This is a genomic window from Wolbachia endosymbiont (group A) of Aleiodes leptofemur, from assembly GCF_964028465.1.
In the GTDB taxonomy this organism is placed as follows: Bacteria; Pseudomonadota; Alphaproteobacteria; order Rickettsiales; family Anaplasmataceae; genus Wolbachia; species Wolbachia pipientis.
The window spans coordinates 133503-155159 of the sequence record NZ_OZ034782.1; the positions used below are offsets into that span (position 1 = coordinate 133503).

At 34.9% G+C, this 21657-nt stretch carries 21 protein-coding genes and 5 pseudogenes; 15 read left to right on the forward strand and 11 right to left on the reverse strand.

Going from position 1 to position 21657, the window contains the following annotated elements; translation table 11 throughout:
- Positions 1–15 precede the first annotated feature (15 nt).
- Positions 16–875 (forward strand): IS630 family transposase gene (locus tag ABWU67_RS00795; protein WP_156518142.1). Its coding sequence is split into 2 segments (ribosomal slippage): positions 16–340 and positions 340–875, totalling 861 coding nucleotides; the frame shifts between segments, so codons are not numbered across the junction.
- Between the two features lie 29 nt (positions 876–904).
- Here ABWU67_RS00795 and ABWU67_RS00800 read toward each other — a convergent pair.
- Positions 905–1330 (reverse strand): annotated as a pseudogene (locus ABWU67_RS00800) (IS481 family transposase); the annotation flags it as partial.
- Positions 1252–1455: a hypothetical protein gene (locus tag ABWU67_RS00805; RefSeq protein ID WP_341821850.1), complete on the reverse strand. Its 204-nt coding sequence runs from the start codon at positions 1453–1455 to the stop codon at positions 1252–1254. The gene ABWU67_RS00805 and the pseudogene ABWU67_RS00800, both read right to left, overlap by 79 nt.
- 29 nt (positions 1456–1484) lie before the next feature.
- On the opposite strand from ABWU67_RS00805, the pseudogene ABWU67_RS00810 reads away from it, so the two are divergent.
- The 5 genes and pseudogenes from ABWU67_RS00810 to ABWU67_RS00830 form a co-directional block, all read left to right on the forward strand.
- Positions 1485–2051 (forward strand): annotated as a pseudogene (locus ABWU67_RS00810) (phage tail protein); the annotation flags it as partial.
- A gap of 189 nt (positions 2052–2240) precedes the next feature.
- Positions 2241–2960, forward strand: coding sequence for an ankyrin repeat domain-containing protein (locus ABWU67_RS00815; RefSeq protein ID WP_265023347.1), 720 nt, complete (start codon positions 2241–2243; stop codon positions 2958–2960).
- Positions 2961–2998: 38 nt separating this feature from the next.
- Positions 2999–3463: an ankyrin repeat domain-containing protein gene (locus ABWU67_RS00820; protein ID WP_265023346.1), complete on the forward strand. Its 465-nt coding sequence runs from the start codon at positions 2999–3001 to the stop codon at positions 3461–3463.
- 4 nt (positions 3464–3467) lie between these two features.
- On the forward strand, positions 3468–3902 hold the full coding sequence (locus tag ABWU67_RS00825) for a DUF2924 domain-containing protein (RefSeq protein WP_265023345.1): 435 nt from the start codon (positions 3468–3470) through the stop codon (positions 3900–3902).
- Positions 3896–5362: a recombinase family protein gene (locus ABWU67_RS00830; RefSeq protein ID WP_353282044.1), complete on the forward strand. Its 1467-nt coding sequence runs from the start codon at positions 3896–3898 to the stop codon at positions 5360–5362. The genes ABWU67_RS00825 and ABWU67_RS00830 overlap by 7 nt, the downstream gene beginning before the upstream one ends.
- A 46-nt stretch (positions 5363–5408) precedes the next feature.
- Here ABWU67_RS00830 and ABWU67_RS00835 read toward each other — a convergent pair.
- The 3 genes and pseudogenes from ABWU67_RS00835 to ABWU67_RS00845 form a co-directional block, all read right to left on the reverse strand.
- Positions 5409–6267, reverse strand: a pseudogene (locus tag ABWU67_RS00835) (IS630 family transposase).
- 72 nt (positions 6268–6339) lie between these two features.
- Entirely contained in the window at positions 6340–6624 is a 285-nt protein-coding gene (locus tag ABWU67_RS00840; protein ID WP_010962783.1) for a DUF2610 domain-containing protein, read from the reverse strand.
- A complete protein-coding gene (locus tag ABWU67_RS00845; protein WP_353281786.1) occupies positions 6625–6996 on the reverse strand; it encodes a hypothetical protein in 372 nt (123 codons plus the stop codon).
- Positions 6997–7097: 101 nt separating this feature from the next.
- Between ABWU67_RS00845 and ABWU67_RS00850 the strand changes: the two genes are divergently transcribed.
- From ABWU67_RS00850 to ABWU67_RS00865, 4 genes and pseudogenes are all read left to right on the forward strand, one after another.
- Positions 7098–8147 (forward strand): class I SAM-dependent methyltransferase, encoded by a 1050-nt coding sequence (locus tag ABWU67_RS00850; protein WP_264329519.1) that lies wholly within the window; start codon positions 7098–7100, stop codon positions 8145–8147.
- A 364-nt stretch (positions 8148–8511) separates the two neighbouring features.
- Positions 8512–9370 (forward strand): annotated as a pseudogene (locus tag ABWU67_RS00855) (IS630 family transposase).
- A 15-nt stretch (positions 9371–9385) separates the two neighbouring features.
- Positions 9386–9841, forward strand: a complete 456-nt coding sequence (locus ABWU67_RS00860; protein WP_353282045.1) for a hypothetical protein — start codon at positions 9386–9388, stop codon at positions 9839–9841.
- Positions 9841–10266: a hypothetical protein gene (locus tag ABWU67_RS00865; protein ID WP_341821704.1), complete on the forward strand. Its 426-nt coding sequence runs from the start codon at positions 9841–9843 to the stop codon at positions 10264–10266. The genes ABWU67_RS00860 and ABWU67_RS00865 overlap by 1 nt, the downstream gene beginning before the upstream one ends.
- A 125-nt stretch (positions 10267–10391) precedes the next feature.
- Here the strand turns inward: ABWU67_RS00865 and ABWU67_RS00870 are convergent, their stop codons facing one another.
- From ABWU67_RS00870 to ABWU67_RS00885, 4 genes are all read right to left on the reverse strand, one after another.
- Positions 10392–12431 carry an ankyrin repeat domain-containing protein gene (locus tag ABWU67_RS00870; RefSeq protein ID WP_353282046.1) on the reverse strand — a complete coding sequence of 680 codons (2040 nt, stop codon included), beginning with the start codon at positions 12429–12431 and terminating at the stop codon, positions 10392–10394.
- A gap of 111 nt (positions 12432–12542) precedes the next feature.
- Positions 12543–13499: an IS481 family transposase gene (locus ABWU67_RS00875; RefSeq protein ID WP_353282047.1), complete on the reverse strand. Its 957-nt coding sequence runs from the start codon at positions 13497–13499 to the stop codon at positions 12543–12545.
- Positions 13500–13751: 252 nt separating this feature from the next.
- Entirely contained in the window at positions 13752–14123 is a 372-nt protein-coding gene (locus ABWU67_RS00880; RefSeq protein ID WP_341822183.1) for an IS1096 element passenger TnpR family protein, read from the reverse strand.
- Positions 14124–14359: 236 nt separating this feature from the next.
- On the reverse strand, positions 14360–15415 hold the full coding sequence (locus ABWU67_RS00885; protein WP_353282048.1) for a hypothetical protein: 1056 nt from the start codon (positions 15413–15415) through the stop codon (positions 14360–14362).
- A gap of 67 nt (positions 15416–15482) precedes the next feature.
- Here ABWU67_RS00885 and ABWU67_RS00890 point away from each other — a divergent pair.
- Positions 15483–16342, forward strand: a protein-coding gene (locus ABWU67_RS00890) for an IS630 family transposase (RefSeq protein WP_156518142.1) whose coding sequence is annotated in 2 segments (ribosomal slippage) — positions 15483–15807 and positions 15807–16342 — 861 coding nt in all. Because the reading frame shifts where the segments join, the coding sequence is not laid out codon by codon here.
- A 28-nt stretch (positions 16343–16370) separates the two neighbouring features.
- Here ABWU67_RS00890 and ABWU67_RS00895 read toward each other — a convergent pair.
- A pseudogene (locus tag ABWU67_RS00895) lies at positions 16371–17026 on the reverse strand (IS5-like element ISWpi1 family transposase); the annotation flags it as partial.
- Between the two features lie 159 nt (positions 17027–17185).
- On the opposite strand from ABWU67_RS00895, the gene ABWU67_RS00900 reads away from it, so the two are divergent.
- Both ABWU67_RS00900 and ABWU67_RS00905 read left to right on the forward strand, forming a co-directional pair.
- The gene (locus tag ABWU67_RS00900) at positions 17186–17344 is read left to right on the forward strand and encodes a hypothetical protein (RefSeq protein WP_353282049.1); all 159 of its coding nucleotides are present in this window, start codon (positions 17186–17188) and stop codon (positions 17342–17344) included.
- Complete coding sequence (locus ABWU67_RS00905; protein ID WP_353282050.1) at positions 17329–18270, forward strand: IS5 family transposase; 942 nt, start codon at positions 17329–17331, stop codon at positions 18268–18270. Before ABWU67_RS00900 ends, ABWU67_RS00905 begins: the two co-directional genes overlap by 16 nt.
- Before the next feature lie 232 nt (positions 18271–18502).
- Here ABWU67_RS00905 and ABWU67_RS00910 read toward each other — a convergent pair whose 3' ends face one another.
- The gene (locus ABWU67_RS00910) at positions 18503–19384 is read right to left on the reverse strand and encodes a zinc ABC transporter substrate-binding protein (RefSeq protein ID WP_010962934.1); all 882 of its coding nucleotides are present in this window, start codon (positions 19382–19384) and stop codon (positions 18503–18505) included.
- On the opposite strand from ABWU67_RS00910, the gene ABWU67_RS00915 reads away from it, so the two are divergent.
- A complete protein-coding gene (locus ABWU67_RS00915) occupies positions 19376–20116 on the forward strand; it encodes a metal ABC transporter ATP-binding protein (RefSeq protein WP_353282051.1) in 741 nt (246 codons plus the stop codon). The two genes, ABWU67_RS00910 and ABWU67_RS00915, sit on opposite strands and share 9 nt — an antisense overlap.
- A complete protein-coding gene (gene ubiB / locus ABWU67_RS00920) occupies positions 20113–21543 on the forward strand; it encodes a 2-polyprenylphenol 6-hydroxylase (RefSeq protein ID WP_070356945.1) in 1431 nt (476 codons plus the stop codon). The genes ABWU67_RS00915 and ubiB overlap by 4 nt, the downstream gene beginning before the upstream one ends.
- Positions 21544–21657 lie beyond the last annotated feature (114 nt).

Consider the following 21657-nt stretch of genomic DNA (forward strand, 5'->3'; position numbering starts at 1 on the left):
CGATAAGGAGGTTGGATGCCGGCAGCATATAGTTATGATTTAAGAAAAAAAGCAATGGAAGCACTAGACGAAGGGGAAAGCAGAGAAGCAGTGGCAGCAAGATTTAAAATTGGACGAACTACTTTGTGGGAGTGGCAGCAAAGAAAAAAAGAAACAGGCGACTTTCAGTCAAAAAAACTCGGTAATGGAGGTTACAATCAGAAAATTATCGACTGGAATAAGTTTATCGAATTTGCTAAAAAACACGGTAGAAAAACTCTGTCGGAAATGGCTAAACTTTGGGGCAACGTTAGTATCCAAACGATCCACCGAGCTCTCAGAAAAATTGGATTTACGCGCAAAAAAAGACATATGGATACAAGGAAAGGAACGAAGAAAAACGTGCTGAATTCTTAAAAATTATAGCAACAAAAGAACCAGAAAACTTAGTGTATATAGATGAGTCTGGGATTGATAACACGGAGGACTATCCATATGGGTATTGCCAGAAAGGACAGCGATTTTATGCCCTAAAATCTGGAAAAAAAACTCAACGAATCAGCATGGTTGCAGCCTTAAGTAGAAGAAAGATAGTTGCTCCATTAACATTTGAAGGCCACTGTAATATGGATATTTTTAATGGATGGTTTGAGCAATTTTTGGCACCGATCTTAGAACCTGGACAAACTGTCATTCTTGATAATGCTACTTTTCATAAGTCTGATAAGCTTATCAAGCTCGCTAAAGGAGTCGGTGCAGAAATTTTGTATCTGCCGCCTTATTCTCCAGATTTTAACAAAATTGAGCATCATTGGTTTGCTATAAAAAACAGAGCCAGGAAAAACATTCCTCTATTCGAATCCTTTCGTCGTGCTGTTGATTCTGCCTTCCTATGACCTATTCGGACTATTATGAGAAATGCTATAACTTCAGCAATATCAATATGAAAGTAACCGATAGGATATTGTTTGAATTTCTTTTTTGACTTAACTTCTCCATCAACAGTTGGTAATCTGCTAATGTTGTGTCTTTGTAAACAACGATGCAAGCTAGAGCGAGTCAAATGCGGAATTGTAGACTGCAGAGCGTAAAGGCAATCATCTAGTGGCAGTAGTGTATACTTGCGAAATGTAACTATTATAGCTTCCTCTTCTAGCGTTAAAACAGTTGATCTTGGATGCTTTCGACCCATATCAGCATCTTTCGTAAATGAACGTTTTCTCCACTTAATAATAGTTTTTGGATTAAGGTTATAATGCTTGGAGAGTTTTGCTATGCTCTCTTTTCTATTTTGTATTGCTCTACGAATCGTCTGTGTTGTTTTGGCGCACCCATGTAATATCTGTCCCATAATGACTCCTTAAATGATGATGATAGTATACCATCACTCTCTGGGACCATACATCTTATAGCCTTTCTTATAATAGTCCGAATGCGATAAGATATGTGTTTATGGCTATAGCAGGCCAGTAGCATATTACGGTCTGTTCGGATTATTGTAAAAAGAGCTATATCTACGCAACCATTATGAACAAACATTTAGTAATGACATATATCGATTAGATGTAGCAGTACTTGGAGAAACAGAGCCTCATACAAAAGATTACAAAGGCGTCTATGAAAGAAGTCATCAGTGGTATAACTTAAAAGCCCTGTATCCTCTAACTCAAAGCTTATTACCATCGATTAAATTTGCTAAAGCGCAGATAGTATTATCGGACAGTTGGAACTTAGGAGAAACAAATGCGTGCTTTCCGGTTGGTAGCATAGAAGAAGAAGGAAATAAATTTGTATTGGGAAACGATAAACTTTCATGGCAACGTTGGAATTTAAAACACAAACCAATTTTAGAAAGGTTTAGCGTTACTCACAACTATAAAGTAGAAAATTATACAGATCAGAAGGTCAGAAAATATGTTTTAGCAGAACACAACGTTTACTATAAAAATGATTTGGATTCAGAGCAAAAAGACTCAATACACGAATTAGAAAAGCACATTTTAGTATTTTACCCGGGAGTACTGAAGTGGCATGAACATCGACATTTGCACAGAAGTTGGAAAGATAGTTGAATAATATCTCTAATAAGTTAAGTACTTATATTTAGATACTCATATATTATATTAATAATAGGTAAAAGTGTATGAAATAAAAAGAAAAAGACTTGCTTTCTCATGCTAAAAAGGACATGACTTGAATAGCAGCAGGTAAACATAAGAAATTTATCTGGCGCTAGAAAAGCTAATTTTGTGAGGTATGAAATGAGTTTTAGCAAGAGTAAGTTTTTTAAAGAAGTATCAAGTAACGGATTTAAAGATATTAATAAAAGAAATGAAGAAGGAGAAACGATATTACACCAAGCAGTAGAAATCTCTGATTACAAAACAGTAAGGTTATTAATAAATAAAGGAGCAGAGATCAATGCAAGAGATAAAAATGGTTATACACCACTACACTGTGCAGTATTTGCGAAAAGCTTAGAAAATATAAAAGTGCTGCTAAGATCGGGAGCAGAAGTAAATGCCACTCAATATGTCACTGGATGTACGCCACTGCACTCTGCGTGCAAAATAGGAGGAGCAGGAGTTGAAATAATAAAAGAGCTGGTAAAGGCTGGAGCTGAAGTTAATCAACTGAATAAGTACGGCGCAACGCCAATGTATTACATCTGGGAAAGTGAAAAGTATCGTCTATGTGATAGCAAAGAGAGTGAAAAGGCGAGTAAATTTCTGAGAGAAAAAGGAGGAATAACAAAAAGTAGAGAACTGACGTGCTATGGAATAGAGGGGCTAGTGGGAGAAATAGCAGACATGTTGAATGGAAGCTACATGCCGGAGCTAAAAATAATAGAGATAGGAGAAATAAGGAAGAGAGACAAATCGCTAATAAAGAAAGAATGTCAAAATTTAGCAAGCAAGATAATCAGCCAAGTGAATGAAATGATAGATGAGGCAGAAAATGTAGTAGTAAGAAAGGCTTAAAAAAGGGACTTAATTTTAAAGAAAGGTGGAGGTAAGTTATGGTAAAGCTCGGTAAAAAAGAGGAGTCACTATTAGAGAACTCGTTTAAAAATATTTATGAAAGAGACGAGAATGGAAGAACAGCTCTGCATTATGCAATAAACGCAAAAACAGTGAGGGTATTAGTTGAAAAAGGAGTGAATGTAAATGCAACAGATGTAGGAGGATATACAGCACTGCACCTAGCGGTAACGGAGAAACGTCTAGAAATCGTGAGAGAATTGATAAAATCAGGAGCAGACGTAAATGCGGAAGAATATGAAAATAAATGCACACCGCTGCATCTAGGATGTATGGTAGGTGAAAAAGAAATAGTGGAAGAGTTAGTGGAGGCAGGAGGAGAAATAGAGCAAGAGGATGAATGTGGGATGACGGCAATAGATTATGCGAAAAATAGTAAAGAAGTAACTGAAGTATTGAAGAAAGAAACGGACAAAATTGAAAAGTTATTTATGAGAGGCTGAAAACATGGAGGAAGAAATAGAAAAGAAAGTAATGAATTTAGAGAGAAAACCTTTGGATGAGCTGAGAAAAACGTGGAAGAAGGTATTTGGGAAAGAAGCGCCTAGATACTCAAAGAAATATCTGATACCAAGATTAGCTTATAGAATGCAGGAAAAAGCGTATGGAGAAATGTCAAGAAAAGGAGCAAAAAGACTGGAGTATCTGGCAGATCGGCTAGAGAAGGGAAAAAGAATAAGTAGTGACAAACTTCCAGTAGCAGGAACAGAGCTAATATTAGAGAGAGGAGAAGAGACGCATGCGGTAATGGTAACAGATAAGGGTTTAATCTACAGAGAAGAGTTTTACACGTCATTGTCAGCAGTAGCCGGAAAAATAATGGGAATGAGTTACAATGGGCCGCTTCTATTTGGAATGAGAGATAAGGAGAAAGGATGCTGAAAGAGGTAAGATGTGCGATATATACTAGGAAGTCAAATGAAGATGGTCTAGAACAAAAATTTAATAGTCTTGATGCGCAACGTGTAGCGTGTGAAAAATATATAAAAAGCCGAGAAGGATGGGTAGCATTGGTAAAAAGGTACGATGATGGTGGATATTCAGGGAAAAATTTAGAAAGACCAGCAATAAAGGAATTATTTGAAGATGTAAAAACAGGAGAAGTAGATTGTGTAGTAGTATATACGCTAGATAGGCTATCAAGAGAAACAAAAGACAGCATAGAAGTAACGTCATTTTTTAGAAGGCACCGAGTAAATTTTGTAGCAGTAACACAAATATTTGATAATAATACGCCAATGGGAAAATTTGTACAAACGGTATTGTCAGGAGCAGCACAACTAGAAAGAGAAATGATTGTAGAAAGAGTAAAAAATAAAATAGCAACATCAAAGGAGCAGGGGTTATGGATGGGTGGAACTTTACCGCTTGGATATGATGTAAAAGATAAAGAATTAATAATAAATGAAAAAGAAGCGAAAATAGTAGGGCACATATTTGAAAGATATTTGGAGCTAAAATCAATGGCAGAATTGGCAAGGGAGCTAAATAGTCAAGGTTACAGAACAAAATCAGATATCTTTAAAAAAGCGACAGTGAGAAGAATAATAACAAATCCAATATATATGGGAAAAATACGGCATTATGAGAAAGAGTATGAGGGAAAGCATGAGGCGATAATAGAAGAAGAAAAATGGCAAAAAGCGCAGGAATTGATAAGGAATCAACCATATAAAAAAGCAAAATATGAGGAAGCTTTGCTTAGGGGAATAATTAAGTGCAAGAGCTGTGATGTAAATATGACGCTGACGTATGCAAAAAAGGAAAATAAAAGGTATCGATACTACGTATGCAATAATCATTTAAGGGGAAAAAATTGTGAATCAGTGAATCGAACAATAGTAGCTGGAGAAGTGGAAAAAGAAGTAATAGAGAAAGCGGAGCAGCTATATGAAAAATGGGGAGAAGAGCGGAAAGATTTAAGTTTTGGAAAGCAGAAAGAAGTAGTGAAAAAGTTAATAAAAGGAGTAATGGTGAGAGAGGATGGAATAGAGGTGAGTTCAGAGGATAAGGTGGAATTTATACCAATAAAAAAGAAAGGAAAGAAATGCACAGTAATAGAGCCAGAAGCAAAAACAAACAATGCGTTACTGAAAGCAGTGGTAAGAGCTCATCTGTGGAAACGGCAACTAGAAGAGGGAAAATATGGAAGTGTGAAGGAGTTAAGTGCCAAAATTAATATAGGTACAAGACGAATACAACAAATTTTAAGGCTGAATTATTTAGCACCAAAGATTAAGGAAGACATAGTAAATGGAAGGCAACCAAGAGGATTGAAGTTAGCTGACTTGAGGGAAATACCGATGCTGTGGAGTGAGCAGTTGGAGAAATTTTATGGGTAGTGCTTGATTGAGAAATTATAGCATTTCTCATAATAGTCCGAATAGGTCATAGGAAGGCAGAATCAACAGCACGACGAAAGGATTCGAATAGAGGAATGTTTTTCCTGGCTCTGTTTTTTATAGCAAACCAATGATGCTCAATTTTGTTAAAATCTGGAGAATAAGGCGGCAGATACAAAATTTCTGCACCGACTCCTTTAGCGAGCTTGATAAGCTTATCAGACTTATGAAAAGTAGCATTATCAAGAATGACAGTTTGTCCAGGTTCTAAGATCGGTGCCAAAAATTGCTCAAACCATCCATTAAAAATATCCATATTACAGTGGCCTTCAAATGTTAATGGAGCAACTATCTTTCTTCTACTTAAGGCTGCAACCATGCTGATTCGTTGAGTTTTTTTTCCAGATTTTAGGGCATAAAATCGCTGTCCTTTCTGGCAATACCCATATGGATAGTCCTCCGTGTTATCAATCCCAGACTCATCTATATACACTAAGTTTTCTGGTTCTTTTGTTGCTATAATTTTTAAGAATTCAGCACGTTTTTCTTCGTTCCTTTCCTTGTATCCATATGTCTTTTTTTGCGCGTAAATCCAATTTTTCTGAGAGCTCGGTGGATCGTTTCGATACTAACGTTGCCCCAAAGTTTAGCCATTTCCGACAGAGTTTTTCTACCGTGTTTTTTAGCAAATTCGATAAACTTATTCCAGTCGATAATTTTCTGATTGTAACCTCCATTACCGAGTTTTTTGACTGAAAGTCGCCTGTTTCTTTTTTTCTTTGCTTCCACTCCCACAAAGTAGTTCGTCCAATTTTAAATCTTGCTGCCACTGCTTCTCTGCTTTCCCCTTCGTCTAGTGCTTCCATTGCTTTTTTTCTTAAATCATAACTATATGCTGCCGGCATCCAACCTCCTTATCGCCATCTATCCTTAATCTTATCATATCCGGACTTCTGTGGAAAGAGCTATAAACTATCTTACTCCTTGTCGTCACTTTTTTTATCATTATTACTAACCACAGTAATGGCATACGCGCATAACTCTGAGAAAGAGACTCCATTTTCTTGAGATAATTTATATAATTTTTGCAGACTTTCTTTTACTTTATTAGGGATATTTCCTCCACGTTCTTTTACAAGCCAGGAATCTTGATGATGAATTGGATGAGCATCACTTTTTGGATTTCCTATGTATATTGCAAAAGGTGAACTTTGTCCTTTGAAGTCACATTGTACAGTAAATTTTTTTATAGATTCAGCCATCTAAAGACCTCTACTTTTCTTTTTGGTCGATTTTATAGCAGGTGGAAGAGGTGGTTTCTTTATAAAATCTTGTCTATTGACAACACTTTCTCTACCTTCCAAAGCTCGGCGAACATCAGCTCTGCTTAATTGCGACTCTTTTGCTACCTTCATTCCATGCTTTGCCATAATATTAGCACATGCTAGTACTTTTTTTACCAACTCTAGATCACCATTTAGCATTTGAACTAGCACTTGAAACACTTCCGCTAAAGTTAGCCCATTAGCATTTATAACCTTGTTTTCTATAAAATTGACAGCTTCTTCAAATTTGTATTCAATACTATCATCTTGAGGTATAAGGGCAACATAATCGGTGTTTTTGTCGTCCATAACTCAAGCACTATTACTCACAAACTTAAGTTTATACTATATATATAAATACTCTACTATTTTATATTATGGCACGCTATAGTTAAACATTTATTAATAACATGCTCACTTATATACACGAATTAATTGACAAAAGTCAAGGATCAATATCCATCAGTGATTTCATGAATGCCGTTTTGTACCATGAAAAATACGGCTATTATACAAGTAAATTACCGCTTGGTAAGGATGGTGATTTTACTACCGCACCTGAGATCAGCCAATTATTTGGTGAAGTAATTGCAGTTTGGATAATGCATACATGGGAAAAATTAGGAAAGCCATCAAAATTTTCTCTAGTTGAACTTGGGCCAGGCAAAGGAACACTCATTCACGATATAATAAGAGTCACTAAAAAATACAGCAGCTTTTTTAATTCAATGTTGATCCACTTAGTTGAAATAAGCCCTACTTTACGGAAGATACAAAAGGAAAAATTAAAAAGCTTAGATGTTAATTGGCACAAAAATATTGACAACCTACCAGAACAACCAACCATTTTTTTAGCAAATGAGTTCTTTGACGCTCTTCCGATAGATCAGTTTGTATATCATGATGAGGGGTGGTATGAAAATATGGTGACAAAACAAGATGATGGCAGTCTCTTGGTGTCATGCCAGTGCGTGACACTGGAATCCAGAAAAAAAGAATCATGGATTCCAGTGTCAGCTACTCAGATGACAAATGGAAAATTTTTTAATGGTGCAGTGGTGGAAATATGTTCAGTTGGGGTTGAAATATTAAAAAAACTTGAGAAGAAGATATATAATAATAAAGGAGCTGCTTTGATTGTAGATTACGGTTATGTATACCCCGCATATAAGAGCACTTTGCAATCGATAAAACAACATAAGTATGCTAATTTTCTTGAGAATGTTGGTAATAGTGATATTACCGCACTTGTGAACTTTCAAGCGTTAAGAGATTCATTAAAGCATGTAGATTGTGAGATTTTAACTCAAAGGGAATTTTTATATCTTTTTGGCATAAAAGAAAGAACCCAGGCTTTAATGAAAAACGCAAGTGATGAACAAAAGAATAGGATCTTTAGTGAATTCTTAAGGTTGACTGAAAATATGGGCACTCTTTTTAAAGCAATGCTATTGATATAGCTAACCCAAGAAAGGTTTCCCTACGTCATACCGCCGCGATATCTCAGCATAGATTCCGCTAACAAGCAGCGGGATGATGAATTACTATGCCGCCGCGAACCGTCATACCGCGATTCATTCGCGGTATCTCAGCCGCTAACAAAGCGGTATGACGAGCTTATCGTCATGCCGCCGCGAACCGTCATACCGCTGCGGTATCTCAGCCGCTAACAAGCAGCGGGATGACGGTTGTCTCCTAGCTGTCATCCCAGTACTGGTAGACTCAAATCACAATGCTCGTATAGCTGCAACCCTGGAGGTATAGCTCTTTCCACAGAAGTCCGGATATGATAAGATTAAGGATAGATGGCGATAAGGAGGTTGGATGCCGGCAGCATATAGTTATGATTTAAGAAAAAAAGCAATGGAAGCACTAGACGAAGGGGAAAGCAGAGAAGCAGTGGCAGCAAGATTTAAAATTGGACGAACTACTTTGTGGGAGTGGAAGCAAAGAAAAAAAGAAACAGGCGACTTTCAGTCAAAAAACTCGGTAATGGAGGTTACAATCAGAAAATTATCGACTGGAATAAGTTTATCGAATTTGCTAAAAAACACGGTAGAAAAACTCTGTCGGAAATGGCTAAACTTTGGGGCAACGTTAGTATCGAAACGATCCACCGAGCTCTCAGAAAAATTGGATTTACGCGCAAAAAAAGACATATGGATACAAGGAAAGGAACGAAGAAAAACGTGCTGAATTCTTAAAAATTATAGCAACAAAAGAACCAGAAAACTTAGTGTATATAGATGAGTCTGGGATTGATAACACGGAGGACTATCCATATGGGTATTGCCAGAAAGGACAGCGATTTTATGCCCTAAAATCTGGAAAAAAAACTCAACGAATCAGCATGGTTGCAGCCTTAAGTAGAAGAAAGATAGTTGCTCCATTAACATTTGAAGGCCACTGTAATATGGATATTTTTAATGGATGGTTTGAGCAATTTTTGGCACCGATCTTAGAACCTGGACAAACTGTCATTCTTGATAATGCTACTTTTCATAAGTCTGATAAGCTTATCAAGCTCGCTAAAGGAGTCGGTGCAGAAATTTTGTATCTGCCGCCTTATTCTCCAGATTTTAACAAAATTGAGCATCATTGGTTTGCTATAAAAAACAGAGCCAGGAAAAACATTCCTCTATTCGAATCCTTTCGTCGTGCTGTTGATTCTGCCTTCCTATGACCTATTCGGACTATTATGAGAAATGCTATATTAATGAAAAAAGTATATACAAGTAACCATTGTAGAGGAAGAAATATAATGCCACAGTTCAAAAATATCGAAAACAGGAAAAATATAACCTATGAATTGGCAAATGATGATAGCCAGTTAACAAAGCAAGATACAGAAAAACTTTTTAAGCTATTAAAAAAGATAGAAGAGGGTAAAAGTATTAGTGAAAAATTGAAGAAGCGTAATTATAATACACAGAAACTTCTGACAGCAAAAATAATTTACAACGAAAATTTTCACCTGACATTTGAAAAGAAGGAAAAAGCTGAAACCGAGGTTCTTTTTTCTAAAGAAAAAATGGTGTCAACAAGAAGACTAATATCAGTAGACTGGTCATTATTAAATGGCGAAGATATAGATAATTTCAATCCAACAATGATAGAACATGCTGAAGAAAAGCGATGTCAACACAAAGACTAATGCCATTAGATCCAGTATTATTAGACAATGAAGATAACGAAAATTTTCACCTGACATTTGAAAACAGCAAAAAAGCTCAAAACTTCTCAATAGAAAATGCTGTGCAAGAACGCAATATTTCTGATAGCTTTCCTTTTCGAAAATGTTTTAATAGTGATGCTGGAGGCAAAGAAGACAATCCATCAACAAAAGCAATACAGCAAAAACGAGCAATCCTGGCTGGTAGTGCTGGAATAGTTTTATTGGTAGGCAGCATTGTATCGTATATCCTAAAAATGCATATAATAGCGGTAGTTGGCGGGATTGTTGGATTGGCTTGCATAAATTTTGCGTTATACAGTACTCTGAAACCGGATACGAAACTCGAAAAATTGCAAGATCCAGCACAGCCTATCATTGTTCATTCTCATTTGAATACAACATAAAAATGTCATGCTTAAAAACAAATAAGCATCAGGTAAACCTTTAAATAAGATAACTTACTCGGAAAAATACCTAAAATGTTAACTTAATATTACCATGGTTTTCCATTGTAATATTATGTAACTGACTATCCTACCTGTTGTATACTCTCTTGTATAGGAGAAGACAATGATATATCACCTAATGAAGAGTTAACGCTAAGTGTTTCAGAAGGTTGACAAAGTTTTCCAGATCTGAAAAAATATCCTTGTTCTATTGCATTATTGACTGATAACCCTCCTAGCAAGCAATTCCTTCCTAGTTCTTCTTTACAGTGCTTTAAACTTTCCAGCAGACCTTGGTTTTTTACTTCCACCTTTATTTGGTCTTTATTTTGCTTATGAGGGTATAACCTAACTTCTAATTCTCCCAAACTAGTACAGAAAATTAACACTATATTACTATCTTCTACAAGATCTGTATAATTCCTTATTCCTCCTTGAGTTATAATTTCTACCTCATTTTTACCGATCTTGATTATATTTCTTCCGTATTCTATTTCTCCTTGAGTGAGTCCTAAACTCCTTGCTCCATCTGTAATCTTCGCAACATCTATTGTGCTATCTTCTGAATATTCTAAGTAAAAAGTAGAGTTATCAATTTTTGTGCTATTCAACTCGGAATTGGTTGCATTTTTTGCAATTTTCAGAAATCTCTGAGTAAAATTGAGATACTCTTGATAAGCTTTGATCATATTAGCTTTATGAGCTTCAAACCCTGATCCTATAACCTCCAATTTATCAACACTGTCACTTTTTCTTAACCTTGCTCCCTTCGATACTAATATACAGACTATATTGCTAGCGACTTCTGGACTTTCTTTTAGCTGGTTAATTCTTTCTATTACATGATCTGTGAAATAATTCTTTTGATCTTTAGCAAAATTCAGTCTTACTCCAGATATGATAGCTTCATTCACAACTTTTTGTAATTCAGCCATATTTTTAGCTTTTGATACTTCTGTCAAGTACTCATCTAGCTGGTTTAATTTATCTGGTAAACAAACGTTAAATAAACATTTACTTGGTAAATTTACTGTTTGGTGTGAAGTTGTCTCAGCCTCTTGTTCATCTGCTCCTGCTTGCGATTGAGTTGCCGCTACTGAAAGTAACTTACTCAATTCAGTGCACATATCACCTTGAAGCTCTGGGAGATTATATTCATAGTTCTTACTAATCAAAACAATCTTTAAATCTTCAGTGTTTTTATGTTTATCCAAAAACTTCTTCAAATTTTCAATACCTTGAGTGTCAAATTTATATGAGTTGTACTTATCGTCAGAAGTGTATGTACCCAGGACCAGTTTATTTAGTTCTTCATTCAATTTCTTTTGCTTTTCAGTGAATAAGTGCTCTATGAGATAGTAATTGCAATTGTCAATCGCAATTTGCATAGGAGTTTTTCCATTCTTATTCTCTATTTTAAAATTATCCACATATTTCATAAAATCATCCATTTCATAATCTCTAGCAAGAGGTACAGCTACATGTAGAAATGTTTCTCCTTGATGATTCTGAATGTTAGGATCAGCTCCATTTTTAATGAGTAAACCTACAGTTCTGTGGTCTATAAGACCAAGATGAGCAGCAGCGTAATGTAGAGGTGTATTTCCTTGATAGTCTCTTATGTTAGGATCAGCTCCTGCCTTTAAGAAATCCTCCATCAATGTACGACCATTGTACATGTTTTCTTCTAGCACTTCTATAAGCATATGTAGTAGTGTGAACTCTTTCGCTCCTACTTTAAGATTAAGAACAGCTTTTAGATCTGCGTTATTCTCATTTTTTGCTAAAAATTGTTTAAGTTTTGAAGTGTCAAGAGAATTAGAATACCTAATAATAGGGTATAACTCGCTAATTAATTCTTTTTGACTATTTGTTAATTGTAAACCACCTAATTTAACAAACCATTCTTCCATTATATCAAGACAGGAAGGACCAAATAAGTCTGAAATTCTCCAAAGTAAATCCTGTTTAATGGAGTTATAGTAATCATCTTGATTACCTACTATTGGTAACTCATCTGTTTCTATACACTTTAGCCCACTACTTAATCCCCCTCCTGAAACTTGCTCACTTGTTTGTTGACTGACAGACACTACAACAGTTTTTTTTGACTTTTCAACCATCGTGCTACCTCCTAGCTTGAACAGATAATTTATTATATATAATGTATCATATGAGTCAAGTCAAGTCAAGTTAATTTAACATAACATAACATTTTTCTTATTTTGCAATTTTTATACTAAGATGTATGGTCCCAGAGTGTGATGGTGTGGATTTAGTATAAATAATTCTGGAGACTGTGTCCACTGATAACATATAAATTCATAAGGAGTAAGACCCTTAAGAGTTTTGAGTCTCTTTGCATAATTATAAGCCATAACAAAGTTATAAAGGTGTTCTTTAAGTTGCTGGTGCGATTGATAGTAATACTTCTTAACTGTAGCATCCTTTAAAGTTTTATTCATACGCTCGACTTGCCCATTCGTCCAAGGATGGCTAACTTTTGTCAAACGATGTTCAATAACATTCTCTTCGCAAACTCTATCAAATATATGTTGGAAAGCATACTTATGACGCTTCTGGTTTGTAAATTGTATACCGTTATCTGTCAAAATAGTATGGATTTTATACGGTAAAATTCTAATCAAATTACGTAAGAACTCAGCAGCTATGGGTTTTGTAGCACTGTTACACAACTCAACATAGGTAAATTTGGATGTCCTATCAATAGCAACAAACAAATGTAATTTGCCCTCCTCAGTTCTAACTTCAGCAATATCAATATGAAAGTAACCGATAGGATATTGTTTGAATTTCTTTTTTGACTTAACTTCTCCATCAACAGTTGGTAATCTGCTAATGTTGTGTCTTTGTAAACAACGATGCAAGCTAGAGCGAGTCAAATGCGGAATTGTAGACTGCAGAGCGTAAAGGCAATCATCTAGTGGCAGTAGTGTATACTTGCGAAATGTAACTATTATAGCTTCCTCTTCTAGCGTTAAAACAGTTGATCTTGGATGCTTTCGACCCATATCAGCATCTTTCGTAAATGAACGTTTTCTCCACTTAATAATAGTTTTTGGATTAAGGTTATAATGCTTGGAGAGTTTTGCTATGCTCTCTTTTCTATTTTGTATTGCTCTACGAATCGTCTGTGTTGTTTTGGCGCACCCATGTAATATCTGTCCCATAATGACTCCTTAAATGATGATGATAGTATACCATCACTCTCTGGGACCATACATCTAACTCTTTTATTTCCTTATATTTCACCTTCAGATATTTGATCTTACACTCCTTCTCTCAATTTTGAAAGGAGTCTATTGATGCTGCTACGCTTCTGCTTTTAATTGGCTACACCTGCTAGATTAACGATATTGTGCCTATTTTAACATCACTGTCATCAAAATATAAAGAGGTTGCTTAACTTTTACCTGCTGTGGTTACTCCTCATCGTCATAGTCAGGATATTGTGGAGGAGCTTCTCCTTGCTTTTTAGTAACTTTTGGATATCTTTTTCCAACTTCTGCTTCAATGACACCACAACATTCTACTAAGAACTTCCAATTATCACCATAATCAAAAAGAAAAACCATTTTTTTATCTGGCTCAAAAACCTTGTAGATATAAGAATTTTCAACGCTTTTTTCATTAGGCATAACAGTCATACTAGAATCAATATCATAAAATAAAGTGTATACTTCATTACTTTTACGAATATCATTTATATTGCTATAAAAACCAAATGAATGATCTAACTCAAAACTAAAGGCCTTTATGATAGTTTCTGCAAATTTATAAAGACTGCTTTCAATTCCATCTCACGGTAGATTTTTTTGTCTAGAGAAACTTTAAATGAGTATACTTTCTTTTTCTTATCCACTTAATTTACCTTTAACTTACATTAAGTTAACCAATCGCAAAAAAATAACGTAAGTCAAATATAACCTTACCCACATATCTTACCCTATTCGGACTATTAGGAGAAATGCTATACTTTAGAAAAAGCTTAACTGAACTTTCATTCGTTCTTACAGCACATACTTACTTTTCAATGACCAATTATATGGCTATTGCCACAAATAGGCGTTCTTAGGCCTTGAAGATGACTGTTTACTTTCAGCGAATCGTCTAAATCATGCTCTATTTTTTGTGTTGCCATCTCAAATTTAAATCCCAATTTTTCACAGAATTTTTGAAAATATTCTCTAATAATAGAGAGCAAGTTTCTATCTCCCTCTTTATAATTTTTTAATTCCTTGGGAACAGTGAGTGATAATTTACCGTCTTTATAGGTTACACCATCTTTTCCATCTTGAGACTCAAGTGTAAATTCCAGTGAGGTGGATAGACCACATATTTTTTCCCCTGGATTATCAAATTTGGTCACAGGTATTTCCATATCAGACTTTACTCTTATGTTATTATGGCCAGTGTAATCAATATTCATTACTTTGTCAGGGTCTTGCGTTGTTAATCGATAATTGCTAAGTGCAGAGTGATATTCAATAAATATACCTGCCAAGTATCCTGCTTGATTACAATTAGTAACTAGTTCTTCTAAGATAGGGTCACTCGGAACTTCTGCTTCAGCATATTTAAACATTTCCTTAAAAACTTCTTTTACAAATGGTCGGTAGTTCTTATTCTCATCTCCTACTTTGAGTAATAGATGCATATGCTCTCTTCCAGCATTGTAAAATCTCTCAAAATCTCTACCGTACGAATTGGTTTTCTGATAATCAGGAATTTCAGGATTTTCACAATGACTTTCCCACAATTCACTTAACGCGTTATGTGCAAGTTCCTTTTCAAGATCCTTTAGGAGTGAATCAACAAAAGCCCTACCATGATCTGTATCTATTTCTCTTTGTTTTTTTCTTGCGGTTTCAGTACTATATATATCATAACCATTAAAAAGGTTGCTTTTGCAATATTTAGCTCCTTCCATTAACGCAGAGGTTAAAACTGTATCTATAATCTTTCCATTAATAACAAAGTTCATTCTTGGAAGATCAAAATACATTGTTTCACCAGAGTTTGCTGATTTATTGCTCTCACCAGCCTTTAATTTACTAAAGCCAAATTCTTTAATTTTAACCTTCAATGTATAGCTCTTTCCACAGAAGTCCGGATATGATAAGATTAAGGATAGATGGCGATAAGGAGGTTGGATGCCGGCAGCATATAGTTATGATTTAAGAAAAAAAGCAATGGAAGCACTAGACGAAGGGGAAAGCAGAGAAGCAGTGGCAGCAAGATTTAAAATTGGACGAACTACTTTGTGGGAGTGGCAGCAAAGAAAAAAAGAAACAGGCGACTTTCAGTCAAAAAAACTCGGTAATGGAGGTTACAATCAGAAAATTATCGACTGGAATAAGTTTATCGAATTTGCTAAAAAACACGGTAGAAAAACTCTGTCGGAAATGGCTAAACTTTGGGGCAACGTTAGTATCCAAACGATCCACCGAGCTCTCAGAAAAATTGGATTTACGCGCAAAAAAAGACATATGGATACAAGGAAAGGAACGAAGAAAAACGTGCTGAATTCTTAAAAATTATAGCAACAAAAGAACCAGAAAACTTAGTGTATATAGATGAGTCTGGGATTGATAACACGGAGGACTATCCATATGGGTATTGCCAGAAAGGACAGCGATTTTATGCCCTAAAATCTGGAAAAAAAACTCAACGAATCAGCATGGTTGCAGCCTTAAGTAGAAGAAAGATAGTTGCTCCATTAACATTTGAAGGCCACTGTAATATGGATATTTTTAATGGATGGTTTGAGCAATTTTTGGCACCGATCTTAGAACCTGGACAAACTGTCATTCTTGATAATGCTACTTTTCATAAGTCTGATAAGCTTATCAAGCTCGCTAAAGGAGTCGGTGCAGAAATTTTGTATCTGCCGCCTTATTCTCCAGATTTTAACAAAATTGAGCATCATTGGTTTGCTATAAAAAACAGAGCCAGGAAAAACATTCCTCTATTCGAATCCTTTCGTCGTGCTGTTGATTCTGCCTTCCTATGACCTATTCGGACTATTATGAGAAATGCTATAGTAGCTCAGGTGGAGTATCTTTGTGCACCCAAAATCTACATGGAGGCCTTTTAACAATTTCAATATCTATGTCATATTCTTCCTTTATGTGATTCTTTAAATTTCTTCCTTGGTATCCCATGTCAGCCCACATTTTTTTAACTTTAGTATATTTTGTTCTCATATTGTTTAATGCTATTTTAATACCATCTCTATCATTTTCGTTAGCAGCGCCTACGTAACAACCTAGTATAAAACCCTGAGTGTCTGTAATTATATGCCTTTTTCTACCCTTTACTTTTTTACTTCCATCATAGCCTTTGATCCCCCCTTTTCTGTAGTCTTTACAGATTGACTATCTACTATACAGGCACTCGGCTGCTCATTCATTCCTATTTTTCTTCTACTATATTTTGTAATTTCATAATTCATTTTCTCAAAAATTCCCTGCTTCTTCCATTGCCTGAACTGCTCATACACAGTCTTCCATAGCGGAAAATCATTTGGTAAATACCGCCATTGACACCCTGTACGCAATACATAGAAAATTGCTTCTAATATTTCTTTTTTGCTATACTTTGGCGGCCTTCCTCCTTTCTTGTATGATACTCTGAAGTGTTTTTCTATTCTTGCCCATTCCCTTTCGCTTAGATCTGTTGGATACTTTTTTCTCATCTTTACCCCGTACTAAAATTTCAGATATTATAGCCTTTTACTTGTTTCCGGACAACCTCTAATTAGCCAACCACGGGGCTTCTTTTGCCTTTTTTTTCGTTTGGTAAATTCCTTAATATTTATAGCTAAGAGAGCCCAAGAGAGGTGTCATTCCAGCGCGTGACGCTGGAATCCCAAAAAAAGGATGATGTCATCCCAGTGCTTGACACTGGGATGGCTTTGTTGCATCGCTCAAGTAAAAAGAACTGGCAGTTACTGACAAAATTCATTATAAATAGCCATTTAACTGTTGAAGAAAAAATATGCCACAAAAAATGAGAGTCAGTAACTGCCATGAATATAACAAATTTCTCCAAGAAAGAGGAAGCATTTTTTGTTATATCAATGACGCCATAGAAAATTGGTACGAGAATTGTCCAAAAATGCAGGGCGGCAACTATATTTATAGTGATAAAGTTGTGATTTTGGTGCATATAATCGTCAGTTTCTTTAGAATTGGTTTAAGACAAACAGTCGGGTTTATAAAAGGGTATTTGCAACAAATAGGAAGAGATTTGGCAGTTATCAGCTATTCACAAGCATCAAGAAGGTTTAAGAAACTTAATATTAAGATAAATGATTGCAGAATTGATAAAAATAATATGGAAGATATCGAAATTGCTATAGACAGTACAGGAATTAGTATATACAACAACACTCCTGGTCACAGCAAGGAAAATAGCACTGACAGAAAATATCGTGGCTATGAGCAAACGAGAAAATTGCACGTAATGTTGAATATAAACAACAAAAAAGCCATAGCTGTAAAATACAGTAACGGTGTCTACTCTGATCACTATGGAGCTTGTGATTTGCTAAAAGAAGTTGATTTTCAGCATGCCATAAAAGCACTATATGCAGATAGAGCATGTGATAGGCACAAGTTTTATAAGTTGTGTAACGAATATGATATAAAGACAAAAATTCCACCAATAAACAATGCGGCAGAACATCCAGAAATAGATTATATGTCTGACAGGAATGCTGCTATTAGGTTAATAAAATTATACGGTGAAGATGGCATGAAAGAATGGAAAAAAGAAGTAAATTATGGGAAAAGATCTTATATTGAAGGGTTTTTCTCAAGATTAAAGCAAATATTCGGATTTAGTTTTAGGAATAAATCTGAGATACATCGAGAAAAAGAACTAAATGCTATTTGCTTAATAAATTCACTGATATTGGTATGGCTAAATTTGAGATAGTTACATGAATTTACCATAAATCACCATCTCATAAAGTGTGATGCAACAAAGCCCACTGGGATCCAGGAATTTTATTAAGTTAGTAAGCATAAAAGCAGCCATTTTATGTTAAAATACAACGTTTTGATGATTATGAAAAAGCTGGATTCCAGACTGGAATGACACCATTTGTTGTAAACTCACTTCTTCTTGATTTATAGAACAATAAAACAGTAAGCTAAAAGGGAACTTATTACTCAACAAAACAAGACTTAAAATTTTGTGCAATGCTATTGATTATAGCTAGATATGCATCTTTTCCAGGCTCTATGTCTGATCCAATAGGATCAAGAACTACCATTTTTGCGTCATTAGAAAGGGCGTTAGGCTTTATGCTATCTTCCTGTGAATGAGCAAATATACATTTAACGTTTTCTTCCTTCATTATCTTTTTTAGCTTCATTAAACTCTTCATACCTATGTAAGAATCCTCTTCTATGGAAAGAATAGCGCTTGGATGATTTAGACCGAAATATTTTTCAAAATATTGATAAGCATCATGAGTAACGATGTATTTTTGATTTTTAAAATCATTCAGTTCTTTCATGATTTCTTTTACTTCTTGGTCTATTTTTTTTATAGCTTTTGTTGCATTAGAACTGTATCGATGGGAATTTCCTTTATCTATGTCAGACAATGTTGCACTTATAGAAAGTATCATGCTCTTTGCATTTTCGGGACTCAGCCACATGTGTAAATCTTTTTCATCTTGAATGTGAGTGATTTTTCTAGAAAATGAATGTGGCCGAGTAGGAAGTAGGTTGATTGCCTTTGACAATTGCACTAGTTCTTTATTATTTTTGGCGAAAGTTTGAACAAACGTCTCTAAGTTATCGTCAACATAAAATATAACGTCACTTGATTCTAAATTACTCGCATCAGATGGCTTTAATATATAATTATGTGCAGATGTTGCATAGCCAAGCAATTCCGGTTCTAAAATCCCTTCTGTAACAGAAGCTACAAGTGAGTGGATAGGTTTGATTGTAGCTACAACTTTTAAATTGGATGAAAAGGCAATATTATAGTATAGTGTAAGTGAAAGTAATAGAAAAAAAGCCAGTAAATGTCTCATATAAACGTTGAGAAGAAGTTAAATTTTGTCAATAAATTGAATAATGTCAATAATCGTGTTCTAAAAATAGAAAATCTTGCTCTCGCATATGATGGTAAAAGAATCCTTGACAATATCAATATGTTCATGGAAAGAGGAGACATAATTACAATACTTGGTCCAAATGGTGGAGGTAAAACCTCTTTAGTGAAAGCAATTGCTGGTATAAATAAAAATTATACTGGAAATATTGTGTTAGCTGAGAACACAAAAATTAGCTACATGCCGCAAAATTTTAGTATTAGTAATTTGATGCCAATAACAGTTGAATATTTTCTTTTAAATAGCTCCTTGAAAAGACTAAAGAAAAATCAATCCATTATTACAGAAACGATAGAGTTGGCTAGTATCGGTAACATTTTGAAAAATCAAGTGTTAGAAATTTCTGCAGGGCAAACACAATTATTACTGCTTGCACGTTGTTTAATTGCAGAGCCTGACTTGATCATTCTAGATGAACCAGTTAGTGCAATGGATATTAACGCGCGGGCTAAATTTTATGATATTATAAATAAAATAGCAAAAAAACGATTGGTATCGATTCTTATGACTTCTCATGATCTTAACTCTGCTCTACCATCCTCAGATTACATAATTTGTATAAATAATACTATCTATTGCCAAGGCAAGCCTGATGAGATTATGAAAAATAGAACCCTAAATGAAATATTTAGCAGTTACGCAGCGAAATGATTCAAAATATTTTGCGTCTTCTGCACATAACTACGGTGCTGACGCGTTACAATATATTACCTTATTTACTTCCACCATCAAAAAAATCAATAAATAAAATACAAGGCCACAAGCTAAAGTGTGCTCTTGAAAAATTAGGTCCGGTGTTCATTAAGTTTGGGCAGTCTATCTCATCACGTACTGATGTTTTAAATGAGGATATAACAAATAACTTGTTATTGATATGTGATAGATTGCCATCATTTTCACATAAAATAGCAGTTAAAACTATAGAAAGTGAGTTTAATTGTAAATTGAGCGACATTTTTTCAAGCTTTTCTGAAAAGCCAATTGCAGCAGCATCGATTTCTCAGGTGCATAGAGCGGTTACAACTGAGGGTAAGGAAGTTGCTGTGAAGGTTTTAAGGCCAAATATTGAGAAAACATTCTCAAGGGATATAAAAATGCTTTCTTGGCTTGCAGAAATTGCAGAAAAATTTAGCGAACAATCAAAAAGGCTGAGGCCAATTGAATTAGTCAAAACTTTTGCTGAAATTTGCCGATTAGAGTTAGATCTACGTTTTGAAGCTGCTCACTCTTCGGAACTAAAGGAAAACACAAAAAATGACAGAGGTTTTTACGTACCTGAAATAGATTGGAATAGAACTTCGAAAAAGGTTTTAACATTAGAATGGATAGAAGCAACGCCAATATACGAAGTTGAAAAACTGAATAATCGTAAGCAAATAGCTATCAATCTTATAGAATCGTTTTGCAATCAAGTATACAGGGATTGTTTTTTTCATGCTGATATGCATCCTGGAAATCTAATGGTTGATAGTAATAACAATATTATTGCCCTGGATTGTGGAATCATGGGTAGAATAGATCGTGAGACATGCTATTACGTTATAGAGATACTCAAAGGCTTTTTAAATCGGGATTATGATCACGTTGCAAAAATGCACTTTAGGGCTGGTTATGTTTCATCACAGCATAGAAATTTTGTCACAGCTTGCAGGGCAATAGGTGAACCCATTATTGGGCAGCCTATACAGAAGATTTCATTTGCTAGTTTACTTGCTCAGCTATTAAAAATAACTGGTGATTTTGATATGAAAGTTCAAACACAATTGTTATTGCTGCAGAAAACTATGATTTTACTGGAAGGGACATGTAGAAAGATCTACTCAGAAATCAATATGTGGAAAGTAGTTGAAGCGTGGATAAGCAGTCAACATGAAAATAAAATAGGGTATAGGGAAAAAATTAGAAGTTCTTATCCTGTAAAAACAATCCAAGGGATATTTAGCCTTATAGAAAAATTAAACCTAATAGCTGATAAAAAATTAGAAAACATCCAAATTAAAAATAAATCAAATGGAAAAGTCTATTTTTTATTGTGGTTTGTAATTATAATTCTAATCGTTAAACTTTTAATTTCTTAAACTATGGGAAAAAACTGCGTCAAATCCAATTTTTATTCAACTTAATTTTTAATCTGCAGGAGCCGAGTTGAGAATGTCCAATTTTCCACTTTCTTTATGTATCTGTTCAGCAGA

Excerpts from the sequence above, each read along its gene's own strand:
- ABWU67_RS00815 (WP_265023347.1), top strand. The coding sequence starts at position 2,241 with ATGAGTTTTAGCAAGAGTAAGTTTTTTAAAGAAGTATCAAGTAACGGA.
- ABWU67_RS00915 (WP_353282051.1), top strand. The coding sequence starts at position 19,376 with ATGTCTCATATAAACGTTGAGAAGAAGTTAAATTTTGTCAATAAATTG.
- ABWU67_RS00830 (WP_353282044.1), top strand. The coding sequence starts at position 3,896 with ATGCTGAAAGAGGTAAGATGTGCGATATATACTAGGAAGTCAAATGAA.
- ABWU67_RS00820 (WP_265023346.1), top strand. The coding sequence starts at position 2,999 with ATGGTAAAGCTCGGTAAAAAAGAGGAGTCACTATTAGAGAACTCGTTT.
- ubiB (WP_070356945.1), top strand. The coding sequence starts at position 20,113 with ATGATTCAAAATATTTTGCGTCTTCTGCACATAACTACGGTGCTGACG.
- ABWU67_RS00845 (WP_353281786.1), bottom strand. The coding sequence starts at position 6,996 with ATGGACGACAAAAACACCGATTATGTTGCCCTTATACCTCAAGATGAT.
- ABWU67_RS00850 (WP_264329519.1), top strand. The coding sequence starts at position 7,098 with ATGCTCACTTATATACACGAATTAATTGACAAAAGTCAAGGATCAATA.
- ABWU67_RS00875 (WP_353282047.1), bottom strand. The coding sequence starts at position 13,499 with ATGGGACAGATATTACATGGGTGCGCCAAAACAACACAGACGATTCGT.
- ABWU67_RS00870 (WP_353282046.1), bottom strand. The coding sequence starts at position 12,431 with ATGGTTGAAAAGTCAAAAAAAACTGTTGTAGTGTCTGTCAGTCAACAA.
- ABWU67_RS00860 (WP_353282045.1), top strand. The coding sequence starts at position 9,386 with ATGAGAAATGCTATATTAATGAAAAAAGTATATACAAGTAACCATTGT.
- ABWU67_RS00805 (WP_341821850.1), bottom strand. The coding sequence starts at position 1,455 with ATGCTACTGGCCTGCTATAGCCATAAACACATATCTTATCGCATTCGG.
- ABWU67_RS00905 (WP_353282050.1), top strand. The coding sequence starts at position 17,329 with ATGCCACAAAAAATGAGAGTCAGTAACTGCCATGAATATAACAAATTT.
- ABWU67_RS00840 (WP_010962783.1), bottom strand. The coding sequence starts at position 6,624 with ATGGCTGAATCTATAAAAAAATTTACTGTACAATGTGACTTCAAAGGA.
- ABWU67_RS00865 (WP_341821704.1), top strand. The coding sequence starts at position 9,841 with ATGCCATTAGATCCAGTATTATTAGACAATGAAGATAACGAAAATTTT.
- ABWU67_RS00825 (WP_265023345.1), top strand. The coding sequence starts at position 3,468 with ATGGAGGAAGAAATAGAAAAGAAAGTAATGAATTTAGAGAGAAAACCT.
- ABWU67_RS00910 (WP_010962934.1), bottom strand. The coding sequence starts at position 19,384 with ATGAGACATTTACTGGCTTTTTTTCTATTACTTTCACTTACACTATAC.